Source organism: Streptomyces sp. NBC_00523 (assembly GCF_036346615.1).
GTDB lineage: Bacteria > Actinomycetota > Actinomycetes > Streptomycetales > Streptomycetaceae > Streptomyces.
The window spans coordinates 7,187,478-7,205,309 of sequence record NZ_CP107836.1 but is presented as its reverse complement, the minus strand read 5'-3'; the positions used below and the strand labels follow the sequence as shown (position 1 = coordinate 7,205,309).

The following is a 17,832-nucleotide window of genomic DNA, read 5'->3' as shown; positions in this document are numbered from 1 at the left end:
CATCGAGTGTCCAAGATCACGGGGAAGCTTCACCCGCCCGTAGCGAATGTGCGTGCGGTTCGTCGCTGGTGTGGACGTGGGCTGCGGTGAAGAGCCTGGTGGGGTCGGCGTCGGGCCCGGGGTGGTATCCGCTGGCCAGGCGTGTTCCGAGGCGCTGGCTGACGTCCTTGTCGGTCAGGCTGGTCACGCGTGCCGTGGTCCTGGATGACGGCAGCGGCGATCAGCCCGCCCGGCCATACGATGCGCTGGGCCTCGCGCACTGCGGTGACGCGGTCGTCGCGGTCGGAAACTGGCTGGTCGGAGGAGGAGCCGTGAGGTATTCGGTCAACGTGGACGTGGCGCTGCGTCGGGATGAGACGTGGCTGCTGATCGTGCGCGGGCTGGGCGAGGAACATGCGGCGGGAACCTTGTCCCTGGTCGGGGGGACCGTTGATGCGGACTCGCCCGGCGGGGACGTGATCACCGACACCGGCCGCCGGGAGGTCCTGGAGGAGATCGGTGTAGACCTGGATGGAGTGGAACTGGCCTACGCGGACAGTACGTTCTTCGTCTCGGACACCGGCAGCCCGGTCATCAACGTGGTTCTCGCCGGGGAGCTCCCCGAAGGCGCTGAACCGGTGATCGCGTCGCCCCAGGAAGTCGCGGACATCCGGTGGGAGCGGGTGGGCGCTCTGGAAACGGATCCGGCGTGTCCTCCGTGGACCCTGCGCAGCGTGCGGCTGGCTACGGCAGCACTCGACCGGGCGGGCGCGGCCGTCTCGGGCACTCAGCAGCGCGGCCATTTCTCGGCCGGGTAGTTCGCAAGAATCTGTTCACGAGGCCACGGGGCGCCCCGGCTGGTGGCCGACCCCGAACGGTGGGGAGGCGGCGCAGGTGTTCGGCCTGTAGTGCTGGATCGTCTTCATCGCGTACCGCGAACGGATCGAGGTAAGCGAAGTCCGCTGGCTGTACCGACCGTGCCTGGCCCGCTGACGCGACGAGCTGCCTTAACCGCGCGACCAAGATGCCGTCCGCTCCGTCCGGACTCCACATGGCAGATGACACCGTCCTCGTCCGACCGGGGCGGATGAGGGTGGGGTCCCGTGTGATGACGTCGGAGGGACGCCGTTTCTCCAGCCCATCATGCGCTGGCTCCGGGCAGGCACACGGTCGCCTGGCCACGGGGCTCTCGACGAGTGACTGCGGCAGTCTGGAGGACAACAGTCCGTTCGTAGCGCTACCCAGCAGGGCTGTGGTGGAGCATTGTCGTCACCCCTTCGTCCGAGGGGGTGTAGCCGATGCCCCGCAGGACGACGACGGGGGCTCCGCGGCCCCGCTGACCGAGGATGATTCCGGCTGCGGCGGCGAGCATGTCGGTGAACGTCTCCTCCTGCCGCTTCCCGCCGTGCTCGGTAACCCGCAGGGGGGCTGTTCCGGCAGCGCCGATGGAGATACACGTGGCGCCCCGGCGGTCGGCGCGGCCGTCGGAGTCGGCGATGACCACCGCGATCTCCGCCCCGGTCTCCGCGACCAGAGCGTCGCGCAGGGCACGGGCGGAAGCGTCGGGCTCCTCGGGAAGCAGCCAGGCGCCATCAGTGCCGGCGCGATCGATTCCGGCGGAGGTGAGCTGGTGGCCGAGGGTGTGGCGGGCGATGATCGGGCCGCGTTCGGTGGCGAGAAAGTGCTCGGTGGAGTGGTCCAGGATGAGCTGGACCACAGCAGCCGGCTTGCCCGTACGCGCTGACAGATCGACGGCTTCGGCGGAGGGCGTCACGTCGGCCAGGTTGACGTAGCGCTTCTCGGCGATCGAAACGACCTTGCTGGCGACCACCACGACGTCTCCGTCCAGCAGTTCGGTGCCGGTACTGGCAAGGACCTCGGAGATCGCGCCAGCGAGGTCGTCGCCGGGCTGGAGTTCGGGAAAGGGTTCCAGGGAGAACGATGAGAACGCGGAGGTGGGGGGCGGTGCGGTGGTCATGGTGCTCCTGTCGCAAGGTCGGTACGAAGGCGGTCGTGGACGGTGGTGAGGATCTGGGCCCGGTGCTGGGGGGAGGCGTGCTGCGCGGTGGTGAGCCAGTCGCAGACGCGGTGCAGGTAGGAAGGCCACAGTCGGCCGGCTGCTTCGATCGGTGGCGTACCGGAGGCGACGGCCCGCCAGGCACCGGCAAGGTGCGCCGGCCAGGGCCCACCATCGTATCCGGCGGGCCCCGTGCCGAGGTCGGTGAGCGCGGTGACCATGGACCGGACACGGCCGGGCGGCAGGGTGCGGTCGGTCGCCCGGTACACGGGCGCGCCCGTGCGGGCCGGTGCGGGTGGGAGCGGCCCTGTCGCGGTCAGGTGCAGCAGGACCGGAACGGCCTGGTGGAAGATCGCCGGGAGGTGGTCGAAGGACCCGGCGTGGGCCTTGGGCTCCTCGAACCGCACGGAGGCGACCGGTCCGGTCGTGGCGGCGGCCAGCAGCAGGAATGCGTCGATCCCGTACCCGCGGACGCATTGCGCGAGTTCGTCCGGCAGTTCTGCTGCGGCCTCCTGGGCGGCGTTGAGCGCCTGGCGGGAGACGGCGAGGTCTCCGGCGAGCGGCTGCGGGACGTCGAGCCCGGTGGTGGCGGCGATCAGGGGCCGGGCCACGTGGTTGGTCAGATTGGCCTCGTCCCAGTGCCGGGGGTAGTCGGCGATGGCGAGGGCTGCGCCGGCGTGGACCTGGTCCAGGAGCGCGCGGTAGACGGCCGGGTCCGGGTTGCGGGTGTCGGTGTCCGCGATCAGTGCCACCTCGGCGTCGGTGAACTCCGGCCGTCGGAGGGCGGCCAGGATCTGCGCGCCCTTGCCGCGTGGCAGTCCGGCCAGCCCGGACTTGGCCGCCCGGGTGGGCGTGGCCGCGAACTGTGTCGCTGTGTCGGGGGTGTCAGATGAGTCGGCGTGGATGATCACGGCGTGCTCGTCGCGCAGGGCGTGGTCGACGGCGGTGGTGACGGTGAAGATCGTCGAGGGTTCGTTGCGGCTGGGAAGGATCGCGGCGGTGCGGGACGGGCTCATGGGTACCTCGTGGTGATCAGGTCGGCGGCGGTCTGCGGGTCGGGGGCGTACAGGTAGCTGTACGGGTGCTGTTCAAGACGGCCGATGAGGTGGGTGCGCCAGCGGGCGAGCGCCGGATCGTCCAGTGGCCAGACCGCCCCGTACGGGGCGCCAGCGGGGCCGGTCAGGGGGGTGGGGAGCCCGCTGATGTAGCGGGCCAGCGCTTCGTGGAGGCGCAGCTGCTCGTTCGCGGAGAACGGGGTGGCGTCGGTGATCAGCGGGTGGGGGACGGCGGGGTGGACGGTCAGGCGGATGACGCCCGCGAGCCGCACCGGCGTGCGGAGGAACGGGGCCAGAGCGACGAGCGGCTTCGGGGCCTGCCACAGGCCGGGGTCGTCCGGGCGGACCGCAGCGGTCGGCTTCCCGGGCAGGAGCAGCAGGTCCGGCCCGGCTTCGGCCAGGACGGCCAGGTCGTCGCCAGCGTGTGTCCAGCCCCTCGCGCCGAGGGCAAGGCCCACGCTGGTCTTGCCCGCGCCCTTGTTCCCCAGCAGGAGGATGCCCCGTCCGCTCGGTGTGACTGCGGCGTTGGCGTGGAGGGTGAGCATTTGCCGCTGCTGGCGGGCTCGTTCCATCGCGGTGTAGGTGACGTACGCGAGGGTCGAGGTGCGGGCGGCTTGGTGGGGAAGGTTCAGGTGCACGGTCTGCCCGTGGACGCGGACGGCCGGCTCGGGGCCGGTGTCGGACACGGTGAGCACCGGGCTGTCGTGGAGTCCGGCGGCCGGTGGTGGGGTGGGGTGCCAGCCGCCGGGGAGCCGGTCGGCCGCCGTGACGGCCGGGCCCGTGTCCAGCCCCGGCGGGAGTTTCAGCGTGGCGGTGAGGTGGCCGGTCGTCACGGCGGCCCGGGTCATGACAGCGTCGGTGCGTCGAGTTCGGCCAGCAGTTCGGGCACCGGCAGCAGGGCGGGCCGGTAGCGCTGGTGCTCGACGAGGTCGGGCACCCAGTCCGTGCGCTGGAGCACCTCGCGGACCACGTCGGCGTGCGCCGGGTCGGTGTGCGCGGCCGCGATGTCGAGGGAGGCCGGTTCGGGGTAGGGGTCGCCGTTGCGCCACATCACCGCGACGCGGCACGGGGCTCCGGTCTTCTCGGCCAGCGCACGGGCGGCCTCGTCGACGAGCCAGCCGCCGACCTTCCCGACGTGGTAGGCGGGGTTTTTCCCGAACAGGGCCTCGTTGCCGGCCTGCTGGCCCGGCGTGATCAGACCGGACCGGGCGTTGCCGCGGCCGACGAGTCCGTCCTCGCCGTAGTCGATGGCCGACAAGCCCGTCGTCGTGGGTACGACGAACGAGCAGGTCGTCCCTATGTCTTTCCGCATCAACCTGCCTTCGGGGTCGTCCACGGCCCACCCCGGAACCTATGAGGCGACGCCGTATCTCTATAACGGCACCTCGGCCACCAAGGGCGCCCAGTACAACGGGCCGTATGTCACCGACGCCCTGTGCCACGCAGTGACTGACAGAATCGCGGACTGCACCGCCGTCATGCGGTTCTGGCCGGATCAGATGCGCTCGAACGGCGACGCCACAACCTGGAAGATCGGCGTCGTCACCAGGCTCTACGGCCCCCACGCCGAGATCAAGGCGGAGGAGATCAAGACGGTTTTCGGAGGTGTGCAGGTCAGGCGGTGGGCGAAAGCCATCGTGAACGCTGCTCCGGAGCCGGTCAAGAAGGGCAGAACCCTCACAGTCACCGGTACCCTCACTCGCGCCGACTGGGTCAAGCGCAAGTACACGGGTGTTGCCGAGGCATCCGTCCAGCTCCAGTTCCGCAAGAAGGGTGCCGCGGCCTACTCCACCGTGAAGACGGTGAAGTCCAGCTCGACGGGATCGCTGAAGACGACGGTGACAGCGTCGGCCGATGGTTACTGGCGGTGGAACTTCGGCGGCTGGCACACCACCGGCGCCGCCATTTCTCCCGTCGACTACATCGACGTGAACTGAACCAGCGCTCTGGCTCGAAGGCCTGCTGTGTATGGCACTTTTGGGCGCCACACACAGCAGGCTCAGTGGGGGGGGCTGCGGCGCCCGCGTAGCAGCCACCCCTGCGAGAGTTGTGGGCCTGGGATCAGCGGCGGTGTCCGCGGCCCCAGGACTCGGAGTCGACCGTGCGGCCCCGGTTGTCACGGAGGGTCGCGGTGTCGGCGTAGTTGTTCCGCGGGCCTGGTACAGGTCGGTGCGGGTGTCGCGGCCGACGCCGGTGTGGATGCGGACGGTCGCTCGGCCGGAGAGACGGACGTCGTCGAAGCGGTAGCGGTGACCGTCGCTGTCGCGCAGGGTCCAGCCGTCGAGGTTCACCCCGTGGCGGCTCTGGTTCGTGATCTCGACCCATTCCCGGTTCAGCGACCGGTTGGAGCCGTTGTCGCGGCCGGGGCTGTCGGCCTGGATGTCGCTGATGACCACGCGGGCCTGGTGGCGGTTGCGGTCGTGGTCCTGGGCGGTGGCCGGCAGGGCGACAGCCGAGAGGAGTGCACCGGCCGTGAGGACGGTCGCGGCGATGCGGCGGGAAGCCGAAGAAGCAGACAAGGTGATGTCCCCTCAGAGCAGTCCGCCGACCAGCTCATTCGTGCTGGTCGGCGCGATGGGTCCCGGCCCGTCATGGGCCGAGAGCCAGAACGGTGCGGCCATTGGGCCGGTCAGCGAAGAGCTTTCGCACCTGGTTACACATCAGGGACATTTCCGTAACTGTCGGCTGCATCCGGCATGCATAGGGAATGAGCGTGGCCCTGACATTCACTGACTGCTACATCCACCCGTTCAACCCTCAACAGAAAGCCCTTCCTTACGCCGGCGCACATTCCGAGGCGCCAACCGGCGCACCACCCGAACGGTCGGCGCGAATTTGGTAATGGTTGATCTACGCGTTTCCCCGCATATAGGACCTCATCTCGCACGCATGTGGCGAACGTGATTGCGAGGCTTGGGAAGTCATCACGCCCCTGCCGCGGGGACCGAGGGCCGGATCGTGGCGAAACTGCACGCGACGAGGGATTCGAGCCGGCCAAGGCGGCCTTTCGACTGTCGGCTTTGAGCTGAGGATCCGCCTGAACCAAGGGAGCCGAATCCGCCGGCCGAATCCGCACACCGGGGCCGCTGGGCGCCCCTTGTCTTCGCGAAGATCGCTGCACCGTACTCGTGCAGGAGTCACTCACTGCGTCTGTCGCGCACCATGAGGTGGCCGGGAGGGGGTAAGCCTGTTGGCAGCTGTCGGGCCGCCGAATTCATGGGGGTGGGACGGAGCCGTGGCGTGGCCTGATAGCGGTGTCAGCCTGGCGAACCGGGACTGGTGTGACCGAGGCGAGTGAGGTCGGCAGAGCGGGTACCGGCGGGCTGGAGGTCGGCGTAGGGGTGCAGTTTCGCACCGGCGGTGCCATTGGGCAGTGTCCGGGCCGCAGGTCGGACCTCGGAGGGGACGGCCTGGGCGGGAGTGGGTGCAGGGGCAGTGTGGCCGAGAAGGTCGAGCACCTTCTGGAGACCGTGGTCACGGCGGGCCTCGGCGAGTTCCTCGAGGTCCCAGACCATGTTCCCGACGACGGTCCGGCGGGGCCCGCGGGCTTCGATGGTGCCACGGACCAGGAGCAGTCCGTTGTGGAAGATCGTGTGGGCGCAGTCGTTGTGGCTGTCCTCGAAGAAGGCGATGTCGACGAGGCCGTAGCCGTCCTCGAGGGTGACGAAGATGACGCGTTTGCCGGAGGGGATGGGGGGTGTCTGGGTGGATGCGCGGACGCCGGCGACCAAGACCTGCTGGCCGGGGTGCATTTTCTTGAGGTGGGCGGCGTCGGTGGCGCCGATTTCGCGCAGGAGGCGGTGGTGGTGGGTCATCAGGTGCTGGGAGACGTCGATCTTCAGGACGCCGAGTTCGGCGTTCATGATTTCGCGGCTGGTCATTTCCCGCAGTCCGGAGGGTCCGGCTGTGAGGAGGGTGTCGTCGAGTGGGAGCTGCCCGGTTCCGGGGCGGCTGTGGGTGGCGCGGTGGAGTTCGGCGACCTGCAGCAGCAGGTCGCGGCGGCTCAGGTTCTCCTTCAGCGGGTCCACGGCGCCTATCTGGATGAGGCGTTCGGCGATGGGCAGCGCCGGGCGGGCTCTGTGCCAGAAGTCCTGAAGGGAGTGGTAGGGCTGCCCGGCCGTGATCCGCGCGACCTGGTCCTCACTGATGCCTTTCACCGAGGACAGCGACAGCCGCACGCCCCATCCGGCCGGGGTTTCCTCCACGGTGTGGGAGGGGCGGGAGCGGTTGATGTCGACGGGCAGGACGGGCACGTGGTGTCTGCGGGCGTCGGCGACGATCACGCGAGGCGGCCACATGCCGGGGTCGTGTTCGAGCAGGCCGGCGTACAGGGCTGCTGGGTGGTGGGCCTTGAGCCAGGCGGACTGCAGGGCGGGGACGGCGAACGCTACGGCGTGGGCGCGGCAGAACCCGTAGGCACCGAAGCTCGCGACGGTCTCCCATACCTCGTCCAGTACCCCGGTGTCGTAGCCGCGGGCGCCGGCTTCCTGGCGGAACCATGCCTCGAGTTTCGGAAGGCGTTGTTCGTCGGCGAGGGCGCGGCGGGCGACTTCGGCCAGGGCGCGGTCGCAGCCGGTCATCACGGCGAGGATGTCGATGATCTGTTCGTGCCAGATCGTCACGCCGTAGGTGTCGCTCAGGACGGGTTCGAGGTCGGGGTGGGGGTAGGTGGGGGCGGCGCCGTGGCGGGCGGCGATGTAGAGGGCGGGCATGCCGCCCTGGACCGGGCCGGGACGGAAGAGACTGATGTCGGCGATGACGTCCTGCGGGTCGCGGGGCTGGAGCCGGCCGACGAGGTCCTGCTGGCCGGGTGATTCCAGCTGGAACATGCCGACCGTGTCGGAGTCCTGGATGAGGGCGAAGGCGAACTGGTCGTCCAGGGGGACATGGTCGGGGTTGTCGAGGTCGATCTGCCGGCCTGTGGTGCGGCGGATCTCGGCGACGGCATGCGCCATCGCCGACTGCATCCGCACCCCCAGCACGTCGAGCTTGAGCAGGCCCAGGTCCTCGACGTCCTCCTTGTCCGCCTGGACCATCGGGTAGCCGCCCGGGGTGGGCTGTACCGGCAGCCGCTCCAGCAGAGTGCTGTTGGACAGGATCACGCCGCAGGGGTGCATGGCGATGCCGCGCGGCAGCTTGTCGAGGCATTCGGCGAGCTCCCACAGAGGCCCGTAGGAGGCGGCGTCGGCAGCCAGGTGCCGCAGTTCGGGCAGCGTGCCGAGCGCGTCACGGATGTCGCAGGCCCTGATGTGCGGAAACGCCTTGGCGACCTTGTCGACGACAGGTGGGGCCATGCCCAGAGCGAGGCCGGCATCCCGCAGGGCGTGCCGGGCTCGGTAGGTCTCGGGCATGCCGGTGACCGCGACCCGGTCGGTGCCGAAGCGTTCGATGATGCGGTCGTACACCTCGAGCCTGCGGGCGGATTCGACGTCGATGTCGATGTCGGGCAGTGAGGCGCGCCGCTCGGAGAGGAACCGTTCGAACAGGAGCCGGTGCTCGAGCGGGTTGGCTGTGGCGACGAACAGGGCGTGGTTGACCATGGACCCGGCGCCGGAACCGCGGGCGGCGACCCGGATGCCCATGTTGCGCACGTCCGAGACCACTTGGGCCACTGCCAGGAAATAGGGTTCGTAGCGCAGCCGGCCGATGATGCCGAGCTCGTAGTCGAGCTGCCCCATCGCCTCCGGGTCGCGGTCCAGGCCGCGGGCAATCATCCCTGCCTCGCACCGCTGCTTCAGCAGCCGCATCGCCCCGTCCTCCCCCGGGTCGGCGCCGACTACTGACGGCTCGGGAAAGTGCGGGCGTCCCAGCCCGAGGCCCGTGACCGGATCGATCACGCACTGCTCACCGGTCCGGGCGGTCTCGGCGAGAAGGGCGGCCGCCCGCCCCTGCCCTGCGCCCGCGGCACGGCAGATCGCCTCGGCGGCCGCGGCCATCGCTTCCGGATCCTTCAGCCAGCGCTCTCCGCAGTCCAGACGGCGCCGGTCGATGGGGCGCAGCAGCCGGGCGGAGTCCAGGACGTCGGCGATCCGGTGCTGGGCGGGGTCGGCGTAGCGGACGGCGTTGGTCAGTACGGCCCGGATCCCGAGCCGGTCCGCCAGGCCCAGGGTGTGAGCTGCCAGCCGGAGCGATCCGGGCCCGAGCCCGGGCAGCCCCCACCACAGGATTTCCAGGCGCAGATTCGCCCCGGCCACCTCACGCCACGGGGCCAGGAGCTGCTCGGCTATGTCCGGGCGGCCGGCCGACAGGGCCCGCACGGGTTGCGATGCCGGTCCGAGCAGCATGGTCAGACCCTGGCCGGCGTGCGCGTGCAGCACCGGCCACGGTACGACCGGCGGCGCTCCGGGTGCGGCGTCGGCGTGGGCGGCGGACACCAGATGGCACAGCCGTCCCCAGCCCGTCGTGTCCTGCGCGAGGAGGGTGATCCGCAGTGGCGCCTGCGGGACGTGCGCTCCCCCGCGGACCGGGGCCCGTCTCCGTCGCATGGCGGGTTCGGGGGTGTTTGGGGCGACCGCGATGTCGACACCGAAGACGGGCTGGACGCCGGCCGCTGCGGCGGCCTTCGCGAAGCGGACCGTGCCGGTGACGGTGTCCCGGTCGGTCAGAGCGAGTGTCCTGATTCCCCTCTCGGCAGCACGGGCGACGAGGTCATGGGGATGGGAGGCGCCATAGCGGGCCGAGTAGCCGCTGGCGACATGCAGATGCACTCCGCCACTCATCACATCCTCCGACCCATAACCCCCAAAAGGACTCAAACATCCTGCTAGACCCTCACAGTACTCGAACATAAATCGAACATGCGACCTTGGTGGGCTGCAGCACTTTTATGCCGTAAGCATCACCGAAAGTGACAGACGTTCCGTGCGCGCACCGGTCGGGCGGCCACGCAGAGGTGCTCACTCACCAGGGAGGCGCTGGGATCCGAGAGCCCCTCGCAGCCATGGCCGGGGGGCGGCCAGGCCCTCGCGACAACCCGCCGTCGGCCAATGCCGAGCGGGGCTCTGTATGCCCGCAAAGCTGGTGCGGGCCACTCCTTCGCATGAACGCCCGGCATTACACCGAGGTCGGGATGCACCCCCTTCTAGGGTGCGCAGTGCAACATCTGAACCGGAAGAAGCGAGATGTCCATGCGGAAAGAAGCGATCGCACGGGTCCAGCTGGTATTCACGTTGTTCGACGCAGATGGGAACGGAGTCATCGAAGCGGACGACTTCGAGCTCATGGCGGAAAGAGTCGTGGCGTCAGTTCCGGAAGCCGACGCAGGCAGGCACGAAGCGATGGTGAATGCCTTCCGGACCTACTGGCAGACACTGGCCGCAGAACTGGACACCAACCGTGACGGCCGCGTCGACTGGGCCGAGTTCCAGGACATCGTCCTCACACCGGAGCATTTCTCCGCAGCGGTCACCGAATTCGCCGACGCCCTCACTGCGGTCGCGGACCCGGACGGGGACGGAATGGTCGAACGACCTACCTTCGTCGCCGTCATGAAGGCCATCGGCTTCGCCCCGCACAACATCCACGCCCTCTTCGACGCCCTGGAACCTGCCGGCACGGAGCATGCCTCGGTACCTGCTTGGACCGAGGCAATCAAGGACTACTACCGGCCGGACAAGGCAGGCATCGCGGATCACCTGGTTGCAGCACCAGCCAGCTGAGCACCCGCGCCGGCGCAGGCGACGACTTCATAAGGGCCTTGTTCTGTATGCGCTCTCCCGCCTGCAAACAGATGACTGAACGCTCAGAAGGCACTGCCCTGCCGCTGACCCCGCACTGCACCGCCGGGCGGCGGGGCCTTGTGGTCCCTTGCTCTGCCGCCCGCCGATGTTCGTTCAGGACGCGGAGCGCTTCCTCTCGGGCTTCGAGGCCATGATCTTCTTCGTCGCGGTCTTCTTGGCAGCCGGCTTCTTCGCGGGGCTCTTCCTGCGAGGCCGGATCTCGTGAACGGTGCCGCCCTCCCCACTCCCGCCCCGCTTCTCCTTCGCCGCGGTGACGGAGGCGTTCAGAGCGGCCATCAGGTCCATGACCTTGCCGGACTCCCCCACCCCGCCCGCTTCGGGCGGGGCGGGCCGCTCCTTGCCCTCGGACTTCGCCTCGATGAGCTCTTCCAGGGCGTCGCGGTAGTGCTCCCGGAACTGGGCGATGTCGTCGGTGGTCATGGACTCGGCGAGCTGGACGGCCTGCTCGATCTCCGCCTCGTCCAGCTCCACCGGCTTCGGCACGAGGGATTCGGGGCTGCGGACCTCGTCGGGCCAGTGCATCGCGTGCAGCACGATCGCACCTCCCTTCACCTGCAGGAGCCCCAGCCGCTCACGGCCGTGCCACGCCCATTTCGCGATGGCAACCTTCGCGGAGCGCTCCAGGGCCTTGCGCAGGAGCGTGTAGGGCTTGGCAGCGACCTGGCCGTCCGCGCCAAGGTAGTAGCTCTCGCCGATCCGTACCGGGTCGATGGTGTCGGCATCGACGAACGCGACGATCTCAATAGCCTTGGCGGTGGGCAGCGGCATCTCCTGCAGCTCGCGGTCCGTCACCGGCACGACCTCGTCCTTGGAGACCTCGTAGCCCGTGCCGATCTCCTCCTGCGACAGCTCCTTCTCATCGAGCTCGCAGATCTTGCGCGTACGGACCCGGCCCATGTCCTTCAGGTGCACCCGCCGGAAATGGATCGAGTGATCCTCCCTCGCACTGATGATCTTCGTGGGGATCGTAACCAGCCCAAAGCTGATCGCACCCGACCAAAGCGGCCGCGGCATACGCACACACCTCCAGCCCTCCGGCGGTCAGAGACAGCAACAGGCCGCGCGCCGGACACATCGCCCAGCGGCCGCCATCCGCATCTCGATCCTCGCGCCGCGCACGGACCGCCGCATCCCAAATCCCGCCCGGGCCTGCGCTTGTCAGCAGTCGCTTGCGGTTCGAATAGCAGTGGAATCCCACCAGTACGTGCAGTGGTAGGGCACGGGCCATCGATCCTCGGCCAGAGCGATGCGGACGGCGAGAGCGCGGGGAAACGGCCCCGCCCGAGAGCATGGGCGGGGTTCTACCAGCCGCTGACCCTGATCATCAGCCGGGCCTGCCCTAGAAGTCCAAGATGCTCCCGCCCGCCGGGAAGGGCGATGGCCACATCCACGGCGAGCACCATGATGACGACAGCTTCTCCTCGGCGCGGCTGCGGGCCCCGGTACGACGGCAGAGTCGAAAAAGGACGGCGAGCAGCGCTCCCACATCGATTGTCGGCGAACACCCGCAAGGCCATGTCGGCACCGCGCCCCGCCACCCTGGCCGGATCCCGACCGGGCCATGGAGCCGCGCCGTCGCCCAGCCTCACCAAGCTCTCGAGCCCTTCCACGCTCCCCTCGTCCCACGAGCAGCGGCGGCCGGTGTGCTGTGAGTCACCTTCGAGCGTGGCGGGGTACGCCCCTGCCACGCAGCTCAGGCATTCTCTCTCGGCGGCCGTGCGCAGGGGCACGGCGCGGTGACCGACAGGGGGAGAGATGTCGCGAGACGGGGGCGGGGAACGGGAGCGGGGTACAAACCGCGGACGGGGCGTAACCGAGGGGGCTTTCGCGCTCCTGGACGCATTGCGCAGGTGCGGCGGGGAGGCAGGGCTCACTGACATCGCCGCTGCCTGCGCCCTGCCGAAAGGGAGCGCGCACCGGCTGTTGGAGCAGCTGCTTCTGGTGGGCGCCGTGGAGCGGCGGGGCAGCCGTTACCGTGTCGGCTCGCAGCTCTACCGCCTCGGGCAGGTCTGGGAGCCGCATCCCGGCTTACGAGTGGCGGCTCGCCACCCGCTGCACCGGCTGCGGGCGGTCACCGGGGCCAGTGCCCTGCTGACCGTCCTGCACGATGGCCGGGCCCTGACTGTGGCATCCGTGCCGGGCGAGGTGGAGCCGCTGGTGCCGGTGCGAAACGGGATGAGCTTCCTGTTGGACACTGCGGCCGGCCAGGTGCTCAGCGCTCGGGGCGGGGCCGGTTCCGGGGGCCGGCTGGCGGGGGCGGTGCTGGAGTGCTCGGAGGTGATGGACGGGGTGTGCTGCGCGGCGCTTCCGGTGCGGGGGCGCGACGAGCGGACCATTGCCGCGATCGCCGTCATGACGTTATCCGCACAAGGGCTGCAGCGGGCGGCCCACGAGGCGGCGCTGGCGGCCGCGGCCGTCACAGCGGCCCTCGCCCGTGCAGGCACCCCCTCGCCCTGCCTGCCTCCGGTCCTGCACTACTGACTCAGCGTCACCTATGAGCCCGTCAGGCAACTGCTTCCCCTTTCGCGCGGGTTCCGCTCAGCGGAACGCGCGTAGAACGGCGGGCAGCGGCTTCGGCAGTCTGTTCCTCGAGCCGGTCGGGGGACCGGCAAAATCCTGAGACCAGGGGGACAACATGACCATCCGACGGCTGACCACCTTCGCCCTCACAGGCGCACTCGGCCTCACCTGGGGGATCGCCGAGGTAAGCGCAGAAGCCGCCAGTAGTTGATCTTGGGCTTCGGCCATTGTCGGCCGTCACCCATTCAGCTCAGTGTCGTTGGTGGTGATGTTGACCATCGTCTGGGCCGGGGTGGGCTGTGACCTCGATCGAACGGACCGCGTATCCGCGGTTCAAGCGGCTGATCACCGCGCATGAGCTGTATCTGTTCTTCGCGCCGACCCGGGAGGAGGCGGCGTGGGCGGCTGAGCGGATGGATTCCGACGGCCATCAGCTCGCGCTGCTGCTGGCGCTGAAGTCGTATCAGCGGATGGGCCGGTTCCCGAAGCCGGACGAGTACCCGGAGATGGTGGTCGACTTCGTCCGCCGCGCGGTGGAGCTGCCGGAGGGGACCGCGCCGTTGTGGGAGACGGGTCGGACGGCCGAGCGGCAGCGTACGGAGGTGCGCCGCCGGGTGGGGGCGACGTATGACCAGGCCGAGGCCCGCCGGATCGGGGAGGGATCGATCCGGAAGGAGGCCGCGGCGAAGAACCGCCCGGCAGACCTGATCAACATCGCGTTGGAGAAGGTGGTGGGGGCCGGGCTGGAGCTGCCGGCGTTCTCCACGCTCGACGCGATGGCCTCGACAGTCCGCAAAGAGGTGAACTCGTCGATCTGCACGGGCATCCATGACCGGATGAGTGCGGTCGAGCGAGCGAGGCTGCTGCGGCTGCTGGAGGAACGCGACGCGGACGGCACCACGCAGTACAACCGGTTGAAGAAGTCTGCGCAGAGCCCGACCTGGTCGCACTTCAAGCGGCTGATCACGCATCTGGACTGGGTGGACGCGCTGGGCGACACCGAGGTGTGGATGGACGGTGTCGCCTCGCGGAAGGTCACGGACTTCGCCGGGGAGGCGGACGCAGCGGACGCCTCCGAGCTGAAGGCGTACGTGCCGGTCAAGCGGGTCGCGCTGATGGCGTGCCTGGCGCACAAGTCGAGGATGCGGGTCCGTGACGAGCTGGCGCTGATGTTCTGCAAGCGGATCGCGACGAAGGCCAAGAAGGCGAAGGAGGAGCTGGAAAAGATCCGGCTCGCCGAGCGGGAGATGACCGAGGCGCTGATCGGCAACTACCGCAGCGTGCTCAAGGACATCGACGACGGCGGCCCGGCTCAGGCCGCGCTCGCGAAGGCCGCCGAGATGACCGCCGAGGCCGTGGCCGCACTAGGCCGTTTCTTTCGGATCACCTCGCCGACCAGATGAAGATGGCGGCGAGGTGCAGTCCGGCCAGGTAGATGGTTGCGGTCTTGTCGTACCGAGTGGCCAAACCGCGCCATTGCTTGAGCTTGTTGATGCACCGCTCGACGGTGTTGCGCTGCTTGTAGGTCTCGCGGTCGAAGGCCGGGGGACGGCCGCCGAGCCGACCGCGCCGCTTGCGGTTGGCTGCCTGGTCCGCCGGCTGCGGGATCACCGTCCGGATCCTCCGCTGTCGAAGATGGAGGCGGATCGCCCGGGACGAATACGCCTTGTCGGCCAGGACCGCGTCCGGCGTGACCCTGGGGCGGCCGATCCGTCTGGGCACCCGTAACCGGGCCATGACCTGCTCGAATACGGGTGCGTCACCTGCCTGGCCCGGCGTGATGACGAACGCCAGCGGTCGGCAAACGCCATCTGCGACCAGGTGGATCTTCGTGGTCAGCCCACCCCGGGATCGACCGAGGGCATGGTCTGCCGGCTCGCCGGCCGGGCCCCCTTTTGACGGGCCCCGGCGGCGTGCTGGTGGGCACGGACGACGGTCGAGTCGACCGCGACGACCCAGTCCAGGTCACCTTCGGCATCAGCCTGGGCCAGCAGGGCGGTGAAGACTTTCTCCCAGGTGCCGTCGATGGCCCACTTTCGCAGTCGGTTGTGGGCGCCCTTCCACGACCCGAACCGCTCGGGCAGGTCCATCCACGGTGTCCCGGTGCGGTACTTGAACGCGATCGCGTCGATCACCTGCCGGTGATCCCGCCACCGCCCACCCCGCCTCGGCGTCCGATCCGGCAGCAACGGCTCGATGCGTGCCCACTGGGCGTCAGTCAACGACACACCAGACCAACGATCAGATGATCTGAAAGAAACGGCCTAAAGGGGCTGGACGAACAGGCGTCGGTCGAGGAGGTCGCCCGGCGTCTGAGCGGCGAGGTCTCTCCGGCCTTCCTCGCCCTGATGAAGGCCCTGCTGGTGCAGGCCAGCGGGCTTGGAACGGTCACGAAGACCGTGGAGAGTCTCGGCGGGTTCGCCAAGCAGTACGAGCAGATCGAGAAGGTCTCCGCCCACCACGGCAACTTCTGGGAGGTGCTGCTGTACGGGCAGATCGGCCGGGACCGGGCGCTGATGTTCGACCTGGCCGAAAAACTGGAGTTCACCGCCACCTCGGAGGACGGGCGGGTGCTGGACGCGCTCGCGCACGCGCAGCGTAACGAGGCCGCCCGCGGCGAGTACATCAGCGCGATCGGGGAGGACGGCAGGCGCATCGACATCTCCTTCGCCACGCAGAACTGGCAGAAGGCCGTGGTCGACAAGAGCAGGCCGGGGCAGTTCGTCCGCAAGCACTTCGAGGCGATGGTCTTCACCTGCCTCGCCGAGGAACTGCGCACGGGGGACGTGGCCGTGGTCCGCTCCGAGAAGTACGCTCTGGTCGGATCAGCTGCTGCCGTGGGAGGTCGTCGAGGAGAAGCTGCCCGCCTACCTGGTGGAGATCGGGCTTGCCGAGGAGGGCGAGGCCGCCAGCTTCGGAGCCGCTTCCTTCCGCCGCCAGCTGGAGGACCGGCTGCGAGCTGCCGCCGCGGCGGCGGACGCCGGGTACCCGGACAACGAGAGCCTGGTGATCGACCCGGCCACCGGCATCCCGTCGCTCAAGGCGCATCGCTCGGAGGGGCAACGGCCGTCGGCGAAGCGGCTGGAGCAGGCGATCAAGGCGAGGATGCCGGAGCGCACGCTGATCGGGATCTGCGCGCGGACCGCGTACTGGGTGGAGTGGTGGCGCCGCTTCGGGCCGCCCTCGGGCAACGATCCCAAGCTCACCGACCCGTTCGGCCGGTACGTGCTCACCACTTTCGTCAAGGGCACCAACATGGGCCCGTACGAGGCGGCCCGCCACATCCCCGGCGTGAGCGGGCATGAGCTGGCGTACACGGCGAACCGGCACTTCTCCCTGGTGCTGCTGAACGAGGCCATCGCCGACCTGGTCAACGCGCACGCCCGCCTGGACATCTCGCAGGCGTGGGGTGACGGGACCGCGGTGGCCGCGGACGGCACGCACATGGACACCTACCTCGACAACCTGCTCGCCGAGACGTCCGTCCGGTACGGGAAGCCGGGAGGCATCGCGTACCACCACATCTCGGACACCTACATCGCGTTGTTCACGCACTTCATCCCGTGCGGGGTGTGGGAGGCCGTCTACATCATTGAGGGCCTGCTCAAGAACGCCTCCGAGGTCAAGCCCACCACCGTGCACGCGGACACCCAAGGCCAGTCGCTGCCTGTCTTCACCTTGGCGCACCTGCTGGGCTTCGACCTGATGCCCAGGATCAGGAACTGGAAGGGCCTGACCTTCTACCGGCCCAGCAAGCAGAGCGAGTACGTGCACATCGACGCCCTGTTCGGCGAGGCCGGGAAGAACGTCATCGACTTCAACCTGATCGAGTCCCAGTTCCGGCACCTGATGCGGGTGGCCGTCTCCGTGCGCGAGGGCGCCATCTCCTCGGCGACGCTGCTCAAGAGACTGCGGTCCGGGTCGCACAAGAACGCCACGTACGTAGCCTTCCGCGAGGTCGGCCGCGTCATCCGCACCGTCCAACTCCTGCGGTATCTGACGGACGCACCGCTGCGCCGGCGGGTGACCGCGGCGACCAACAAGGTCGAGTCGTTCAACCGGTTCTCCCAGTGGGTCGGGTTCGGCAACCAGGGCGTCATCGCCGACAACGACCCCGTCGAGCAGGAGAAGGCGATGAAATTCAACTCTTTGCTCACGAACGCCGTGATTTTCCACAACGCCCTGGACATCGCCGAGATCGTCCGCCAGCTGCTGGAAGAAGGGTGGGAGATCGACCCCGAGGACTTGGCCCACATCTCGCCGTACCTGACCGAACACATCAAACGCTTCGGCGAGTACAGCACGCATGAACTCGGCATCGAGCCGGAGGCGTACGACCCGAAGCTCGACGTCGACTTCACACCGCTGCGCGAGCAGGACCTCACCACCGTCGGCCTTAGCCAAGCCGCCTGACCGCCGTCAGCGTATGAGCGCGTGACGTACAGTCGAAAGGGTGCCCGAAGCCACCTCCTATGGCTTCGGACACCCCTTGTACTGACCCGATATCCGTCAGTCTTCAGCC

13 protein-coding genes and 2 pseudogenes are annotated in these 17,832 nt (G+C 69.0%); 6 read left to right on the top strand and 9 right to left on the bottom strand.

The features are described from left to right. Window positions 1–167: 167 nt before the first annotated feature. Window positions 168–797 (top strand): NUDIX hydrolase, encoded by a 630-nt coding sequence (locus OHS17_RS32475; RefSeq protein WP_330315087.1) that lies wholly within the window; start codon window positions 168–170, stop codon window positions 795–797. Between the two features lie 419 nt (window positions 798–1,216). Here the strand turns inward: OHS17_RS32475 and OHS17_RS32470 are convergent, their stop codons facing one another. From OHS17_RS32470 to OHS17_RS32455, 4 genes are read right to left on the bottom strand one after another with little or no spacing between them, the layout of a single operon-like run. Further along, entirely contained in the window at window positions 1,217–1,957 is a 741-nt protein-coding gene (locus OHS17_RS32470) for a coenzyme F420-0:L-glutamate ligase (protein ID WP_330315086.1), read from the bottom strand. Next, window positions 1,954–3,012, bottom strand: a complete 1,059-nt coding sequence (locus tag OHS17_RS32465) for a hypothetical protein (RefSeq protein ID WP_330315085.1) — start codon at window positions 3,010–3,012, stop codon at window positions 1,954–1,956. Before OHS17_RS32465 ends, OHS17_RS32470 begins: the two co-directional genes overlap by 4 nt. Next, entirely contained in the window at window positions 3,009–3,899 is an 891-nt protein-coding gene (locus OHS17_RS32460; protein ID WP_330315084.1) for a hypothetical protein, read from the bottom strand. The genes OHS17_RS32465 and OHS17_RS32460 overlap by 4 nt, the downstream gene beginning before the upstream one ends. Beyond that, on the bottom strand, window positions 3,896–4,363 hold the full coding sequence (locus tag OHS17_RS32455; RefSeq protein ID WP_330315083.1) for a methionine adenosyltransferase: 468 nt from the start codon (window positions 4,361–4,363) through the stop codon (window positions 3,896–3,898). Before OHS17_RS32455 ends, OHS17_RS32460 begins: the two co-directional genes overlap by 4 nt. On the opposite strand from OHS17_RS32455, the gene OHS17_RS32450 reads away from it, so the two are divergent. Beyond that, window positions 4,350–4,988, top strand: a complete 639-nt coding sequence (locus OHS17_RS32450) for a hypothetical protein (RefSeq protein ID WP_330315082.1) — start codon at window positions 4,350–4,352, stop codon at window positions 4,986–4,988. The two genes, OHS17_RS32455 and OHS17_RS32450, sit on opposite strands and share 14 nt — an antisense overlap. A 124-nt stretch (window positions 4,989–5,112) precedes the next feature. Here the strand turns inward: OHS17_RS32450 and OHS17_RS32445 are convergent. Both OHS17_RS32445 and OHS17_RS32440 read right to left on the bottom strand, forming a co-directional pair. Next, window positions 5,113–5,570, bottom strand: a pseudogene (locus OHS17_RS32445) (lamin tail domain-containing protein). Between the two features lie 738 nt (window positions 5,571–6,308). Continuing rightward, a complete protein-coding gene (locus tag OHS17_RS32440) occupies window positions 6,309–9,770 on the bottom strand; it encodes a DNA polymerase III subunit alpha (protein WP_330315081.1) in 3,462 nt (1,153 codons plus the stop codon). A gap of 408 nt (window positions 9,771–10,178) precedes the next feature. Here OHS17_RS32440 and OHS17_RS32435 point away from each other — a divergent pair, with 408 nt between their 5' ends. Beyond that, window positions 10,179–10,709, top strand: a complete 531-nt coding sequence (locus OHS17_RS32435; protein WP_330315080.1) for an EF-hand domain-containing protein — start codon at window positions 10,179–10,181, stop codon at window positions 10,707–10,709. Window positions 10,710–10,883: 174 nt separating this feature from the next. Here the strand turns inward: OHS17_RS32435 and ku are convergent, their stop codons facing one another. Beyond that, window positions 10,884–11,804, bottom strand: a complete 921-nt coding sequence (ku, locus tag OHS17_RS32430) for a non-homologous end joining protein Ku (protein ID WP_330315079.1) — start codon at window positions 11,802–11,804, stop codon at window positions 10,884–10,886. A 741-nt stretch (window positions 11,805–12,545) separates the two neighbouring features. On the opposite strand from ku, the gene OHS17_RS32425 reads away from it, so the two are divergent. Together OHS17_RS32425 and OHS17_RS32420 are read left to right on the top strand one after the other, a co-directional pair. Continuing rightward, a complete protein-coding gene (locus OHS17_RS32425; RefSeq protein WP_330315078.1) occupies window positions 12,546–13,271 on the top strand; it encodes a helix-turn-helix domain-containing protein in 726 nt (241 codons plus the stop codon). 338 nt (window positions 13,272–13,609) lie between these two features. Then, window positions 13,610–14,713, top strand: coding sequence for a DUF4158 domain-containing protein (locus tag OHS17_RS32420; protein WP_330315077.1), 1,104 nt, complete (start codon window positions 13,610–13,612; stop codon window positions 14,711–14,713). Here the strand turns inward: OHS17_RS32420 and OHS17_RS32415 are convergent. Together OHS17_RS32415 and OHS17_RS32410 are read right to left on the bottom strand one after the other, a co-directional pair. Beyond that, window positions 14,694–15,538: pseudogene (locus OHS17_RS32415) on the bottom strand (IS5 family transposase). The gene OHS17_RS32420 and the pseudogene OHS17_RS32415 sit on opposite strands and share 20 nt — an antisense overlap. Window positions 15,539–15,574: 36 nt before the next feature. Continuing rightward, entirely contained in the window at window positions 15,575–16,045 is a 471-nt protein-coding gene (locus tag OHS17_RS32410; protein ID WP_330315076.1) for a hypothetical protein, read from the bottom strand. A gap of 139 nt (window positions 16,046–16,184) precedes the next feature. Here OHS17_RS32410 and OHS17_RS32405 point away from each other — a divergent pair, with 139 nt between their 5' ends. Continuing rightward, a complete protein-coding gene (locus tag OHS17_RS32405) occupies window positions 16,185–17,723 on the top strand; it encodes a transposase (protein WP_330315075.1) in 1,539 nt (512 codons plus the stop codon). Window positions 17,724–17,832 lie beyond the last annotated feature (109 nt).

What these genes read in the sequence shown, in the direction of transcription:
- OHS17_RS32440 (WP_330315081.1), bottom strand. Translation starts at nt 9,770, where the DNA reads ATGAGTGGCGGAGTGCATCTGCATGTCGCCAGCGGCTACTCGGCCCGC.
- OHS17_RS32470 (WP_330315086.1), bottom strand. Translation starts at nt 1,957, where the DNA reads ATGACCACCGCACCGCCCCCCACCTCCGCGTTCTCATCGTTCTCCCTG.
- OHS17_RS32455 (WP_330315083.1), bottom strand. Translation starts at nt 4,363, where the DNA reads ATGCGGAAAGACATAGGGACGACCTGCTCGTTCGTCGTACCCACGACG.
- ku (WP_330315079.1), bottom strand. Translation starts at nt 11,804, where the DNA reads ATGCCGCGGCCGCTTTGGTCGGGTGCGATCAGCTTTGGGCTGGTTACG.
- OHS17_RS32435 (WP_330315080.1), top strand. Translation starts at nt 10,179, where the DNA reads ATGCGGAAAGAAGCGATCGCACGGGTCCAGCTGGTATTCACGTTGTTC.
- OHS17_RS32425 (WP_330315078.1), top strand. Translation starts at nt 12,546, where the DNA reads ATGTCGCGAGACGGGGGCGGGGAACGGGAGCGGGGTACAAACCGCGGA.
- OHS17_RS32465 (WP_330315085.1), bottom strand. Translation starts at nt 3,012, where the DNA reads ATGAGCCCGTCCCGCACCGCCGCGATCCTTCCCAGCCGCAACGAACCC.
- OHS17_RS32450 (WP_330315082.1), top strand. Translation starts at nt 4,350, where the DNA reads ATGTCTTTCCGCATCAACCTGCCTTCGGGGTCGTCCACGGCCCACCCC.
- OHS17_RS32460 (WP_330315084.1), bottom strand. Translation starts at nt 3,899, where the DNA reads ATGACCCGGGCCGCCGTGACGACCGGCCACCTCACCGCCACGCTGAAA.